The sequence below is a fragment of the Ketobacter sp. MCCC 1A13808 genome (assembly GCF_009746715.1).
In the GTDB taxonomy this organism is placed as follows: Bacteria; Pseudomonadota; Gammaproteobacteria; order Pseudomonadales; family Ketobacteraceae; genus Ketobacter.
Genome location: NZ_VRKW01000003.1, coordinates 267,657 through 281,475 on the forward strand (window position 1 = coordinate 267,657; position 13,819 = coordinate 281,475).

Genomic DNA, 13,819 nt, shown 5'->3' on the forward strand with positions numbered 1-13,819 from the left:
CCAGCGCGTCAGCAGCGGATTTTGCGCTTGGCTGCAAGTAGCGGCACGTACTCGCGATCCGCAAGGGGATAACTACGGCTATTTACTGCACTGGTTAGACGATGACAATCGCCATCGCTATTGATGTAAACCCGATACGGAATCTTGGGATGCTTAAGTCGTCGGCTCAGATCGGTTCGATACCAGTCATGGAACAGTTGATCAACAGTTTCAATGTCAGGTAACTCGATTTTCTGTTTTTCCAGAAGAGGATCTATGCCGTCGCGTACTTCTTTTCGAAAGTATGCGGCGGCAATTCTAGCGTCGGCCAACGACATTAAAGGAAATTGTCCCAAGGTCGCTTCTCGTCTTCCTTTGGCTGTGGTGTAGCGGATCATCCAATAAGGCGAGCCCTGTTTGCGAACGCAAAAGTATAGGCCTTCAACGTCTGAATATTTTTTGGGGTCGGCTTTGCTGTATGCAATAACCTGTTTTGCTGTGAGTTTTCCCATGTTTACTCCATAGTTGCTGAAATAATGGAGGGGCATTAATGGCTGCCCACCACTAAACAGGTAGTTGGTAACGGACATCTGCAAACCGATTTGGACTGGGAAAATAATAAAGCCCTGTATTTGCAATGAAATAGCAGGGCTCTTAGGGCATTCGTGGAAGGGTAAAAAACTATTCCAGATTCTGGATCTGCTCTCGCATCTGCTCAATCAACACCTTCAGCTCCACCGCCGCCTGAGTTGTTACCGTGTTAATCGATTTGGAGCCGAGGGTATTCGCTTCCCGGTTCAGTTCCTGCATCAAAAAATCCAGCCGTCGCCCCACTGGCCCGCCTTTCTTTAGCGTCCGGCGCACTTCCGTGACATGGGTTACCAGCCGATCCAATTCCTCATCCACATCCGCTTTCTGTGCCAGATACACAATTTCCTGTTCCAGCCGATCCTGATCCACGTTCACTTGCAGTTCTTCCAGTTTCGCCTGCAGTTTGTCTTTCTGCGCCTGCAAAATGGCGGGAATGTTTGCCTTGACGACCGCCACCTGTTCTTCAATGCCGTTCAGCCGCTCCTGAATAATATTCATTAGTTCGGCCCCTTCCCGTTGCCGGTGGGCAATAAATTCATCCAGCGCCTCTTTCATCAGGGCGATGGCCGCTTGCTGGATCTCCGACTGATCGGCTTCCGGTGTTTGTACAACGCCGGGCCAGTTCAGCAGGCTCGCAACCGACAGCGAACTGGTTTCACCGGCCAACGTGGCAATGCGGCCTGCGGCGTCGATTAGCTGCTTGACGAACTCTTCGTTGATGTCCAGGCGGGCGGGGGTGATGTTCTCGGCCTTGATTTTCAGGGTGCATTCCACTTTACCGCGGCTGAGGGCTTTGCGTAATGCTTCCCGCACCGGGTTTTCAAGGTCACGCAGGGTGTCCGGCAGGCGCGGTGAGATTTCCAGATAGCGGTGATTCACCGAACGCAGTTCCCAGGACAGGGTTCCCCAGGGGGCGGTAAGCTCTTTGCGGCTGAAGGCGGTCATGCTGCTGATCATGGAGTCTCCGGGCTGGGCCCTGCTGGTATTGAGTTGAGAATGGGTTGAAGAGATTCTAACCGACTTTGTCTTTGGTTTCATGGCAAGTATACGGGATAGGGATTGGCGGCAGTTTGTCCCGATTTTATTCGTGAATTTGAGTATACTGTGCCGCTGTTAAGAATAGGCAACCGCCATCCCAGAATTCAATTAAGGAGTTTATTATGCGACCCAGTGGACGTCAGCCGGATCAAATGCGCGAAGTGGAAATCATCCGCGACTATACCTGTCATGCAGAGGGGTCGGTTCTGGTGCGCTTCGGTAATACCAAGGTGATCTGTACCGCCAGCGTGGAAGAAAGTGTGCCCCGGTTTCTGAAAGGTAAGGGACAGGGCTGGATAACGGCGGAATACGGCATGTTGCCCCGTGCGACCGGTACCCGCAACGGGCGTGAAGCTGCCCGCGGAAAGCAAGGGGGCCGTACCCTTGAGATACAGCGTTTGATTGCCCGCTCTTTGCGTGCGGCAGTGGATCTGAAAAAACTGGGTGAGAACACCATTTATATCGACTGTGATGTGATCCAGGCCGATGGCGGCACCCGTACAGCGTCAATTACCGGTGGTTGCGTTGCCCTGGTGGATGCGCTGACACATCTGTTAAATAAAGGGTCGGTCAAGCAAGACCCGTTAAAGCGCCTGATTGCGTCCGTTTCGGTGGGTATTTATAAAGGCACACCGGTTCTGGATTTGGATTACCCGGAAGACTCCAAAGCGGAAACCGATATGAATGTCATCATGACGCAGCACGGTGGATTGGTGGAAGTGCAGGGTACAGCGGAAGGTGAGACGTTCAGCCGCGAGGAAATGGACGCGATGATGGACCTGGCCGACAAAGGCATTAAAGCGTTGTTTCAGGAACAGCAAAAAGCCCTGGGGTGGTAAGCCATGCTTAAAGCGTATCAACGGGATTTTATTGAATTTGCCTTGCAGCTCAATGTGTTGCGCTTTGGTGAGTTCACACTCAAATCCGGCCGTAAGAGCCCGTATTTTTTTAACGCAGGGCTCTTCAACAGGGGGTTGGCGTTGGCAAAATTAGGTCAGTTTTATGCCGCTGCCATCGTTGATTCCGGTGTGCCGTTTGATGTTCTTTTTGGTCCGGCCTACAAGGGTATCCCCATTGCCTCTGCCACCGCCATTGCCATGGCGGAGCACCATAATCTGGATTTGCCCTGGTGTTTTAACCGTAAGGAAGCCAAGGATCACGGCGAAGGCGGTAACCTGGTTGGCGCACCACTGGAGGGCCGGGTGTTGATCATTGACGATGTTATTACCGCCGGTACCGCCATTCGTGAAGTGATGGAACTGATCGACCGGACCGCTGCTCGCCCGGCGGGCGTTGTGGTGGCGTTAGACCGTCAGGAAAAAGGCAAGGGTGAATTGTCCGCGATTCAGGAAGTTGAAAAAGACTTTTCTATTCCGGTGATCAGCATCGTTAATTTAAACCAGCTTATCCACTATATGGAAGAAAACGCGGCCTCATCCACTGCTTTGTCACAGCATCTGGACAATGTGAAAGCCTATCGATCGGAGTACGGGGTTTCTTAACGTGATCAGGCTGCAAAATGCAGCTTTCACGAAACGGTCATAATAAATGCTTCCTGTTGTAAACCCTGTGTAGGATACAATTCGGTTTATGGATAAACCGCTCCCCAAATCGGACCCGATCTTTAAGTCCGCTAAAAAACGTGTCGCAAAGGTGCTTAAGCCGATTGCGGACGATGTGCCGTTAACGGAAGAGCAGATACACGAAGTGCGTGTCTGCACCAAAAAACTGCGGGCTCTATTGCAGCTCTATCGCCCTGTTTGCAGCAAGTCCGCGTTACGCTCGGTGGATCACTCGATCCGAAATCTAGCCCGCGCCTTCTCGTCGGCGCGGGATGCCTATGTTCAGTACGCCATGCTGGAACGGATGACGCGGGCTTTCAACGAAGATAATCAGAACAATCTGCAGCCATTGCTGGACCATTATCGTATTCATGTGGATCAGGAGGATGTGATCCCGGCAGCGGTGGATGTGCGGGAAGGTTTTGATGAATTGCTGCACATCTGGCGTCAGAAAATTAAACTCAAAGCGACGCCAAACTTTGTCGACGGGCTTAACTATGCCTATAAGCATGCGCGCAAGCTGGCATACGATGCCGAATCGTCGGACGACGACGAGCTGTATCATGAATGTCGCAAATGGGTGAAATACTACCTGTATCAGTTGCAGATGCTGGTGAAAGATAAACGCCCGAAAGATAAAACCTATATCCGCTCGCTGGAAAAGCTGGGGATCTGTCTGGGTGATTTCCACGATCGCTGTGTTCTGGAGCGGTCGCTAAACCGGTTGCTGGAGGACGACGCCCAACACAACCTGGATCTGGAAAGTGCTGGGCTATTGATGGTCACCTGGCTAATGGAGCAAAAGCGTCAGGACAAGGAAACCTGTCAGCATCTGTTCGAAAAGCTGTTTTCTCGAACCCACAACCCGGTGAAACTTTAGTATGAAAATTCTGACCTTGATACGTCATGCCAAATCCAGTTGGAAATACGATGGTTTAGCTGATTTTGAACGGCCGTTGAACAGCCGAGGGCAACGGGATGCGCCCTTTATGGCAGAGTTATTCGCACGGCTACCGGAAAAGCCCGATTTGCTGGTGTCCAGTCATGCTACCCGCGCCTTGAGTACCGCGCGCACCTTTGCCCACTATCTGGATTACCCGATGGAGCGGATGCGGCTGAGTGAGCAGATTTACGAAGCCGGTGCCGGAATGCTAATGGATTATATTGCTTGGCTGCCGGACAGCGCACGCAACGTGGCGATGTTTGGCCATAATCCGGGATTTACTGATTTAGTGAATTTGCTGACAGACGAGGAGCTAAAAAACATACCCACCTGCGGCATCGTGATGATTGAGCTGCCGGTGGAGCAGTGGTGCCAGATTCTGGAATTCAGTCCGGCAGCGGGAGCGCGGCCGGGACGTATGGTGTATTTTAATAGCCCTAAGCAGGCGGATCAGTAGGCGGAGTGTCGACAGTCCTTGTCAGTCAGGCTGCCTTGCTTATTGCGTCGGACAGCAGCGCCTTAATTTCCTGTGGACTGGCTACTTTACTCAGAAAGTGATCGCTACCGCATTGGGCAAAGCGCGCACGTTCTTTGTCGGAATTTTTATAGGACACGATGACCACAGGCGTCGTGGCCAGGTCGGGTTTCGCTTTGAGTTTTTCCACCAGCTGCTCCGATACCATGTCCGGCAAAGTGGCATCCACCATGACCAGATCAAAGTTCCAGTCCTGGCATTGGGTAAGGCACTCGAAACCGAGCGCATAAAAGCGAATGTTGTACTGTTCATTGAGTGACTTGCTGAGGTAGCGCCGAAATCCCAAATCGTCATCTACACAAAGAATGTTGAATCGTTGGGGTTGCATAATCTTTCCTTTCAATTATTCGCGAGCAGCCTTTGTACGCTTATGCTGGCCAGGCTCACCTGAATATAGACCTTGTTCACAAAAAAAACAGGCAAACGAAAAACTTTTCTGCAACTAAAAAAAGAATGCGGATTGCTGGCTAAGCTGCACCCAGGGCGGACCCTATCAGCTTTAGGCCAACGGCCATGGTCAATACTTCGAAGCAGCGCTTAACTAGTTGATTTCCTTTGATTATGGAGAGGTGTGCCCCTGCGTAGCCTCCGACAAAAGAGCCTGCTAACAGGGCCGGTAACCAGTCCCATCTAACCGGCGTCTGTAACGCCAGCGTCAGGGCGCCGATGCCGTTCCAGAATAGGCCTACCAGAACCAGGGTGTACACCACCGCGGTTTTATAGTCGAGCCCGAACCAGCGCACCAGCCAGAGGGTGACAAATAATCCGGTGCCCGAGGTTAAGCTGCCGTTCAGGATGCCGATGATAAAAAGAACCAAGCCTCCGATCAGGTATCCGGCGGGCGTGCGGTGGGCAAGATGTGACGTCTGACCCAAATCGCGCTTGAAAATGGAATAAAGCCCGAGCCCTGTGGTTAGAATGCCCAATGCCAGGGTCGAGACCTGATCGTCAAAATTGAGAATGATCAGGGCCCCGGTAATCACACCGGGCAATCCAGAGGCTAATATTAGTAGGGCAAAGGGCCGGTTCAGGCGGCTTTCCCGCAGGTGACGCAGGGTGGCGCCGATGCCCAGGGCAATACTGGCGACTTTGTGGGTGGCCAGTGCGCTGGAGAAGGACAGACCCAGAAATAGCAGGATGGGCAATTGCAGCAATCCTGAGCCCCCTCCAGCCAGAGCAGAGAGCGTATTGGCGACCAGGGACGCGAAAAACAGGATTATTTGATCGATAAATGACAAAATGCATCAACAAATCAAGTGATTGGGTGCAGCAGTTATGCGGCAACGGGAAAAGCACGGGGATCATACCGCATCGTGTAGGTGAGAAAAACGACATGAGAGTCATCAGCGGAGAGTATTAACGGCGTGATGTTGATTTTGAACAAGATGGTAACGCGAAATTTGCTTTGTTTGAGTATCGGGCTGCTCGGTTGCAGTAGCCTGTTTGCAGCAAATTACTACCGCTATGAAAACGATGAGGGCCGCAAGGTGATGACGCAGACCATGCCGCCGCAATTTGTGCACAAGGGATATGAAATCCTGAACGAGAAAGGTCGGGTGCTGGAAGTGATTCCCCGTGCCCTGACTCAGGAAGAGCTGAACGCATTGACGCAGCAGGAGAAAGATAAACTGAATGCCCAGGAACAGGCAGCCCGGGATAAACGCCTGCTCAGTATATTCAGTAGCCCCCATGACGCCGAGAGGGCGCGGGACCGGAAGCTGGAAGCCATAGACGTCTATATCAATGTCACTCGTGGCAATATCAGCAAATTACAGGGTGATTTTGACGAAGCGCAAGCCCGCGCAGCGGAGCGTGAGCGGGCAGGCCAAACCGTGCAGGATTTTCTGGTGGAAAAAATGGACAGTCTGCGACGGCAGATGGACCAGGCCAGGGAGTCTATTGTGGAAAAAGAAGCGGAAAAAGAGGAGATTCGAAAAGAGTATCAGGTCGACATCGACCGGCTTAAATACCTGGTGGACCTGCGTAATAAAGCGATCGAGCAGCGATCAAAGCATTAAATGACCTTTTCAGGTACCCGGAACAGAGCCCCCGAAAGTAAAGACCACTGTCCGAGCCAGTTCTCCAGTGGTGAGCGTGTAAAACCGGACCGCACATACTGACTAATGCGCCCCTCCGCTGCACACAGCATCAGGTTCGCAGTTTGCGCAGGCGATAACGTCGTGCGTTTGCCCTGTTTTAATTCCGCTTCCCGTAATATCTGTTTGAGTTGGGTTTCTATGCGGTCGTACAGTTGTACTACCCGCTGCCGCAGGCGATCAGTTTCTCCGGTTATGGCATCACCCGTCAGAATCCGCGTGATACCCGGGTTTTTCTCGGTGAAGGCCAGCAACAAATGCAGGATTTGCCCACATTGTTCGGTGGCGTCCGGCTCTTCTTTCACAATGGCGTTGATTCGTGAGAACAGTGAGTTTTCAATAAACTCGATCAAGCCTTCGAACATTTTTGCTTTGCTGGGAAAATGGCGATACAGCGCCGCTTCCGATACACCGACTTCTTTTGCCAGGGCAGCGGTGGTAATGCGCCCTCCGGGTGTGGCCTCTAACATTTGGGCCAGAGCCTGTAAGATTTGGTCTTTACGGGAGGCTTTGCGGTCGCTGGTTGCCATGTCTACAAATTCTCGCTGGTAATAAGTGTGCCCACTCCGGCGTCTGTAAAGATTTCCAATATCACTGCATGAGGAACGCGACCATCAATGATGTGTGCGCTCACCACTCCGTCTTTCACCGCATCCAATGCGCATTGTATTTTCGGCAGCATACCACCATAGATGGTGCCGTCGGCAATAAGCTCATCAACGCCGGACGGCGACAGCCCGGTGAGCACCTTACCTTGTTTATCCATCAGCCCGGCGATGTTGGTCAGCAGCATCAGCTTTTCCGCTTTCAGGGCTTCTGCGACTTTGCCCGCCACCAAATCGGCATTGATGTTATAAGAGGCGCCGTCCGCGCCCACACCGATGGGCGCTATCACTGGAATGAAATCACTGTTAACCAACATATTGATGACATCAACGTTGACTTTTTCCACCTCGCCCACGTGACCGATGTCGATGATCTCCGGTTCGTTCATGCCGGGCGCGTTGCGGCTGATCTTTAATTTCTTGGCAAGAATCATCTGGCCGTCTTTTCCGGTCAGGCCCACCGCTTTGCCGCCATGATTGTTGATCAGATTGACGATGTCTTTGTTGACCAGACCGCCCAACACCATTTCAACCACGTCCATGGTTTCGGAGTCGGTGACCCGCATGCCTTCGATAAACTCGCTTTCTTTACCGATTTTTTTCAGCAGGTTGCCGATTTGCGGGCCGCCGCCATGTACTACCACCGGGTTGATGCCCACCAGCTTCATCATCACGATATCCCGCGCGAAGCTGTTAGTGAGTTCGTCCGTTTCCATGGCGTTACCGCCAAATTTAATGACGATGGTTTTGCCGGTGAATCGTTGGATATAGGGTAAGGCTTCTGAAAGCACCTGGGCGATGTTCAGAGCTTGGTCTTTGCTAAGCGTCATGGCTACCATACGACGAAGCGGGTGCTCCGGCGTCCAAAATAAAGTTCTTGAGTGAAGCTAGTAGTCTAACAGGTGCTGACAGCGAACTGGTTACTAAAAGGAAATGTTTAATCCGGGTTCGACGGCCTTCAACTGGTTGCGGAATACGGTTTTGACCTGTTCCAACGCAGCTTCTGAGTCGCCTTCAAAACGGGCAACCAGCACCGGAGTTGTGTTCGAGGCACGTATCAGTCCCCAGCTGTCCGGAAAGTCTACCCTGACTCCATCGATCTTGACCAGATTTCCACCCTCAAAATTCGCTTCTGATACCAATTTTTCCATTATTTTGAATTTATTGGCTTCAGAAACCTCGATATGCAGCTCCGGGGTGCTGATTTTTTCAGGTAGCTCAGCAAAAACGGACTCGGCATCGAAGGGCTCCATGGAGAGGATTTCCAACAGTCGTGCGGCACTGTAAAGCGCATCATCGAAGCCGTACCAGCGATCGTTAAAGAAGATATGACCGGATAATTCACCGCCGACCACCGCGCCGGACTCTTTCATTTTGGCTTTCATCAGCGAGTGCCCTGTGGCGCACATGATGGCACGCCCCCCAAGGCTGCTGACCAGCTCTGCCACATCCCGGGTGCATTTCACATCGTACAGGATGTCGGCGCCGGGGTTGCGCGATAGCAGATCCCGGGCGTACAGCATCAACATACGGTCAGGCCAGATGATTTTTCCACTGGGGGTGACAATACCGAGGCGGTCACCATCCCCATCCAGGGCAATACCCAGTTCGGCCTCTTCCGACTGCACTTGGTTGATCAGGTCCTGCAGGTTGTTCGGATTGCTGGGGTCTGGGTGATGATTGGGGAAGGAACCGTCCACTTCGGTGTATAAGGGGGTCACCGAGCAACCCAGTGCGTCCAATAACTGGCAAGCCAGGGGGCCGGCAATACCATTGCCGGAGTCCACCACGATGCGCATCGGTTTAGCCAGAACGACGTCGTTACAGATGCGTTCCAGGTACTCGTTCGAAATCTCCACCGCTTCGTAACGGCCATTGCCTTTTTGGATGCGCTTGGTGTCCAGGCGTTCCCGTAGGCTTTGCACCCGCTCCAGCGCCAGCGCCTCATCGGCGATGACGATCTTGAAACCGTTGTAATCAGGGGGGTTATGGCTACCAGTGACCATCACCCCGCTTTGCGTGCGCAGGGTTTTGGTGGCGTAGTACAGTACAGGCGTGGGTACAGCGCCGATATCAATTACATCTGCGCCAGTGGCCTGAATACCTTGAGCCAGGGCTTCAGCCAGTTCCGGGCTGGAATGTCGTCCATCTCGACCGATAATGACCGCGTCCTGACCTTGGTCCAGGGCTTCACTGCCCACCGCAGTACCGATGGCATAGGCGACATCCCGGTCCAGGTTTTGGCCTACGATACCGCGGATGTCATAAGCACGGAAAATCTCCGCTTCCACATGGACATCCTCGTGCACCAGCTCCGGCTCCGCCATGTCCATGTCGTCCAGATCCAGCGGGCTGTCATCAAATTGGGCGGCACCGCTGAGCAGATCATTGTCATCTTCATGAATATCCACATCCAGTACATCGTCATTGTGATGGTAGGTGGGGTCGAAATCCGGTAAAGGCGCCGTTGCTTTGGTGCTTTGCTCAGTGCTGCGCGTTTTACCGGGAGGCTGCCGGTTTTTGCGATCGTAGTCTTCAAACAGGCGTTGCAGGGTCTGCGCCAGAGAAGCAAATATTCCCAGGCTAAATGGCTTGCTGGGGTTGTCGTTCTGGATCTTGGCCTGAAAAAACGACGCCAGGGCGGTGGCGTTGGTTTGCAGAGCGCCGTTGAGTAAAAAATAGCTGGTAACGCTCATGGCCAATACCATCACGAGTGCCACACCGATCAGTATCCAGGCCATCATCATATTATTTTGTATGACGTTCATTGAAGCCGCTGGATAAAAGCGGGTACTCCAGTGAGCGATGTCACCGCTGGCTTCATAACCCGAGCCTTGTTTATGGGCGTTGTTGCCGATGGCGTAGACCACCTGAGCCTGGTTCGAAAACGTCTGGATCAGCTCCAGATATCCCTGCTCGTTATTCATAACCGGCAGCAGTGCCCGCAGTGGTTTCAGATCAAAGCTGACCATCAGTGTGCCGAGCACGTCCTCACCCTTTAAAACAGGTTGTACGATAGTGAGATAACCGGCTTTGTCGTGCTGGTGGATTTCCGGTTGCACCTCACGCTGTTTTTCTGCTTTGGCGATCATATCCAGTTGCGCAAAGCTGATAGGCGGCGTGCTGCCCGGGTCTTTTCTGGCGCTACCTTTTTTGTTGATATTAATATTGCTGGCGTGCGGAAAAATCTGCTTGAGGGAAGTCTCTGCTGCTTGGATCTGCTCTGCTTTACCAAGCACAGAATCCAATACGACCTTGCTGCCGGCAACTTGCTTGACATGTTCGCTTTGGCTTTTGGTCAGCTGAATTAGATCGTCCAGATAGTGCCGGGCTTCGGTTTTTCCGACGATCTCCATCTGCGCGGTGGCGCTGGGCTGCAGCACCTGAAACACGATTAACGCACCGCAAATGGCGACCACCAGTGCCGATCCCAGAATGGCAGGTAGCATCACCTTGAGTAAGCCGGATTGGACGGAAACGGATTTGCTCGCAGCGGGCTGATCGTTATTATTAGCAGGCTTTTTTTTCGTTGCCATGGGTGTTCCTGATCGAGTTTCGGTCAATGTCTGGGCAAGCTTATTTATTCAGAGTAGCAGTTTTAGCTATGGCTGCTTAGCTCTCTGTGGAATTGTGGTAGTGGTCACTAATCAAGGTAATTAACTGTTTGGCGATTTGATGTTTACTGGCAATTTCCAGCGTAGCTTCGCCGGAGCCCCAAATGGCGGTAACGGCATTGTTGTCGCTGTTAAAACCGATGTCGATGCGGCTCACATCATTGGCGACAATCATGTCCAGGTTTTTGCGTTTGATTTTTTGCCGGGCGTATTCTTCAACCTCTTGTGTTTCGGCAGCGAATCCAACGGTGAACGGTTTGGGGGTGCTGTTAGCGACCGCCGCAATGATGTCCGGGTTTTCGACCAGGGTCAGTGTCATCGCCGCGCTGCTATTATCTTGCTTTTTGATTTTTTGTGAGTGTGAATTTTGCACACGGAAATCGGATACTGCTGCGGTTGCAATAAAGATATCGCAGGCTTGTACCTGTGCCATGGCCGCTTCATACATGTCTTGCGCGCTGATCACATCAATGCGCTGAATGCGGTCGGGGGCGTCCAGATTCACCGGACCACTGATCAACGTCACTTGTGCTCCGGCATCACGGGCAGCTTGTGCCAGGGCGTAGCCCATCTTCCCTGAACTGTGATTGCTGATGTAACGCACAGGATCAATGGCTTCGCGGGTGGGGCCGGCGGTAATGGTAACCCGCTTTCCGCTCAGCTGCCGGGAGGGGAATACTGTGGCGAGCTGCAGTGCCAAGTCGGTGGGCTCCAGCATACGCCCCGGTCCGATGTCGCCACAGGCTTGTTCACCAGAGGCCGGGCCGAACATAATTACGCCGCGCGTGCGCAGGGTGTCGACATTGGCCTGATTGGCAGACGAGGCCCACATTGCCTGGTTCATGGCGGGAGCCACGACGATCGGGCAGCGGGCCGCCAGACATAGGGTAGAGAGCAGGTCGTTGCCCTGTCCCTGGCTGATACGGGCCAGAAAGTCGGCACTGGCCGGGGCGACCAGAATGACATCGCCCCAACGCGCCAGTTCAATATGCCCCATAGCGGCTTCGGCTTCGGTATCCAGCAAGGTGGTGTGCACGGGGTTGCCGGATAGCGCTTGCATAGTGAGCGGCGTAATAAACTCCTGAGCCGCCGGTGTCATCACAACGCGCACCTCTGCGCCTCGCTCGATCAGGCGGCGTACCAGATCCGCACTTTTATAGGCGGCGATGCCGCCGGTCACGCCCAGCACTATGCGGCGATTAGCCAGTTCCAACATGGTCTCGGTGTCCTGTCATCTGAGTACTGGTTCGCATGTTAAGAGCCGCAGAGCAACTTAACAAGCATCTGGGCTGCGGATTTTAAGTTGTGGCCGTCTATATACTCAATCAGGTAAGGGAACAAGGATCATGGCGATTACTGACTGGCCCAGCGAAGAGCGCCCGCGGGAAAAGATGCTCAAGCACGGCGGCAGTGTACTGTCTGACAGCGAACTGCTGGCGATTTTTCTGCGCATCGGCATTAAAGGCAAGAGCGCAGTAGAGTTGGCGCGGGATTTACTCACCCGTTTTGACGGTTTGCGCGGGGTGATGGATGCGACTGCGGATCAATTTGCTGAAGTGCCCGGTATGGGGCCGGCGAAGTGGGCTCAATTGCAGGCCTGTCTGGAGTTAGGGCAGCGGTATCTGCAAACCACCCTAAGCCGGGGCGAGGCTTTCACCAGCCCGATGCTGACACGGCAATTTCTGCAAGCCAGATTGCGAGCCTATCATCACGAGGTGTTTGCCTGCCTTTTTCTGGATAACCAAAACCGGCTGATTCGCTTTGAAGAGCTGTTTACCGGCACAATTGACTGCGCTTCAGTTTATCCCCGTGAAGTGGTGAAAAGAGTTCTGTCACTGAATGCAGCTGCGGTTATATTTGCCCACAATCATCCGTCCGGTATTGCCGAGCCCAGTCAATCCGACCGCCACATTACCCAGCGTCTGCAATCTGCATTGGGATTAATTGATGTGCGGGTGCTGGACCATTTTGTGGTAGGGGATGCAGAAGTGGTGTCGATGGCCGAGCGCGGGTTAATTTGAACGCCGGTGTTTCAGTGTTCGCGAAATGTAAGTGAGCAAGGGGTGACTACCCGAACGCAGAACACCTGTTCACCGCAGAAACCACCATCATTCCGTGTCTGAACCTACACGGCATTCTGGTCGTTCTGCGATGACTTCGAACACTCAGTTAGCCGTTTTCATCGCCTTCAACCCGTAGCTCAACTCTACGCAATTCAGAATTACTTGGGTTTTCCATTGGCAACGGTTTTGACTCTCCCCACCCCAATGTAAGCATCCTTTCATTGGATAGGCCTTGCGACTCAAAGTAGCTTCTTACTGCAGAAGCCCGATCTTCTGATAATTTTTGATTGTATTCTTCGGGGCCGACAGGGTCTGTATGCCCTTCTACATAAATAATGGTGTTGTTGGATTCTTTAAGTACGTTCGCAACTTGGTTAAGGGTTTGCTTAGATTGAGGATTTAGGTCATGAGAACCACTTGAAAAAATGACGGCTCCTTCCGTCATGTTGACGCAATAGGCTTGTTTTGACGCATCGCTGGACTCACAGGGAGTCGCCATCACATTCTCAATTTTAGCCATTTGATTGGCTTGATGTTTTAAGTAGCCATAAGTGGCCAGTCCTATAACCCCTGCTGTAATGGCACAGTCTTTATCGCTGCCTCCGCCCAGCTTGCAGGCAAAGTAGGTTCCGCCACCTACAGCTACAGCACTGCCTCCTGAGGTCAGCTTTTCATTCATCGAATTGGCAACAGTCTCAATTTGCGCGCAGCTTGATAAACCTACTAGGCTCGCCAATAAGCTGATGTAGATCACTTGTCTTGAAGTTGTGTTTTTCATTTTTCCCCCGGTTCG

Annotated in this window: 15 protein-coding genes; 6 read left to right on the forward strand and 9 right to left on the reverse strand. The window is 52.7% G+C overall.

Going from position 1 to position 13,819, the window contains the following annotated elements; all coding sequences use genetic code 11:
- Positions 1-8: 8 nt before the first annotated feature.
- Both FT643_RS24160 and FT643_RS08045 read right to left on the reverse strand, forming a co-directional pair.
- Positions 9-491 (reverse strand): Arm DNA-binding domain-containing protein, encoded by a 483-nt coding sequence (locus tag FT643_RS24160; protein WP_232339993.1) that lies wholly within the window; start codon positions 489-491, stop codon positions 9-11.
- 169 nt (positions 492-660) lie between these two features.
- Entirely contained in the window at positions 661-1,527 is an 867-nt protein-coding gene (locus tag FT643_RS08045) for a YicC/YloC family endoribonuclease (RefSeq protein WP_156870865.1), read from the reverse strand.
- A 203-nt stretch (positions 1,528-1,730) separates the two neighbouring features.
- On the opposite strand from FT643_RS08045, the gene rph reads away from it, so the two are divergent.
- The 4 genes from rph (at position 1,731) to FT643_RS08065 (ending at position 4,570) form a co-directional block, all read left to right on the forward strand.
- On the forward strand, positions 1,731-2,447 hold the full coding sequence (rph, locus tag FT643_RS08050) for a ribonuclease PH (RefSeq protein WP_156870866.1): 717 nt from the start codon (positions 1,731-1,733) through the stop codon (positions 2,445-2,447).
- Between the two features lie 3 nt (positions 2,448-2,450).
- On the forward strand, positions 2,451-3,110 hold the full coding sequence (gene pyrE, locus FT643_RS08055) for an orotate phosphoribosyltransferase (RefSeq protein WP_156870867.1): 660 nt from the start codon (positions 2,451-2,453) through the stop codon (positions 3,108-3,110).
- An 88-nt stretch (positions 3,111-3,198) separates the two neighbouring features.
- Complete coding sequence (locus tag FT643_RS08060) at positions 3,199-4,050, forward strand: CHAD domain-containing protein (protein WP_156870868.1); 852 nt, start codon at positions 3,199-3,201, stop codon at positions 4,048-4,050.
- A gap of 1 nt (position 4,051) precedes the next feature.
- Positions 4,052-4,570 (forward strand): SixA phosphatase family protein, encoded by a 519-nt coding sequence (locus FT643_RS08065; RefSeq protein ID WP_156870869.1) that lies wholly within the window; start codon positions 4,052-4,054, stop codon positions 4,568-4,570.
- A gap of 25 nt (positions 4,571-4,595) precedes the next feature.
- Here FT643_RS08065 and FT643_RS08070 read toward each other — a convergent pair whose 3' ends face one another.
- Entirely contained in the window at positions 4,596-4,976 is a 381-nt protein-coding gene (locus FT643_RS08070; protein WP_156870870.1) for a response regulator, read from the reverse strand.
- A 139-nt stretch (positions 4,977-5,115) separates the two neighbouring features.
- Positions 5,116-5,886, reverse strand: coding sequence for a sulfite exporter TauE/SafE family protein (locus FT643_RS08075; RefSeq protein WP_156870871.1), 771 nt, complete (start codon positions 5,884-5,886; stop codon positions 5,116-5,118).
- A gap of 126 nt (positions 5,887-6,012) precedes the next feature.
- On the opposite strand from FT643_RS08075, the gene FT643_RS08080 reads away from it, so the two are divergent.
- Positions 6,013-6,666, forward strand: coding sequence for a hypothetical protein (locus tag FT643_RS08080; protein ID WP_156870872.1), 654 nt, complete (start codon positions 6,013-6,015; stop codon positions 6,664-6,666).
- Here FT643_RS08080 and slmA read toward each other — a convergent pair.
- The 4 genes from slmA to coaBC all read right to left on the reverse strand — a co-directional run bounded on the left by slmA (position 6,663) and on the right by coaBC (position 12,179).
- Positions 6,663-7,274, reverse strand: coding sequence for a nucleoid occlusion factor SlmA (gene slmA, locus FT643_RS08085; RefSeq protein WP_156870873.1), 612 nt, complete (start codon positions 7,272-7,274; stop codon positions 6,663-6,665). The genes FT643_RS08080 and slmA overlap by 4 nt on opposite strands.
- Positions 7,275-7,276: 2 nt before the next feature.
- Entirely contained in the window at positions 7,277-8,179 is a 903-nt protein-coding gene (gene argB / locus FT643_RS08090) for an acetylglutamate kinase (protein WP_156870874.1), read from the reverse strand.
- A gap of 93 nt (positions 8,180-8,272) precedes the next feature.
- On the reverse strand, positions 8,273-10,885 hold the full coding sequence (locus FT643_RS23780; RefSeq protein WP_156870875.1) for a phosphomannomutase/phosphoglucomutase: 2,613 nt from the start codon (positions 10,883-10,885) through the stop codon (positions 8,273-8,275).
- Between the two features lie 76 nt (positions 10,886-10,961).
- Entirely contained in the window at positions 10,962-12,179 is a 1,218-nt protein-coding gene (gene coaBC, locus FT643_RS08100) for a bifunctional phosphopantothenoylcysteine decarboxylase/phosphopantothenate--cysteine ligase CoaBC (protein WP_156870876.1), read from the reverse strand.
- 130 nt (positions 12,180-12,309) lie between these two features.
- On the opposite strand from coaBC, the gene radC reads away from it, so the two are divergent.
- Positions 12,310-12,984, forward strand: a complete 675-nt coding sequence (gene radC / locus FT643_RS08105) for a RadC family protein (RefSeq protein WP_156870877.1) — start codon at positions 12,310-12,312, stop codon at positions 12,982-12,984.
- A gap of 148 nt (positions 12,985-13,132) precedes the next feature.
- Here the strand turns inward: radC and FT643_RS08110 are convergent, their stop codons facing one another.
- Positions 13,133-13,804, reverse strand: coding sequence for an OmpA family protein (locus FT643_RS08110; RefSeq protein ID WP_156870878.1), 672 nt, complete (start codon positions 13,802-13,804; stop codon positions 13,133-13,135).
- Positions 13,805-13,819 lie beyond the last annotated feature (15 nt).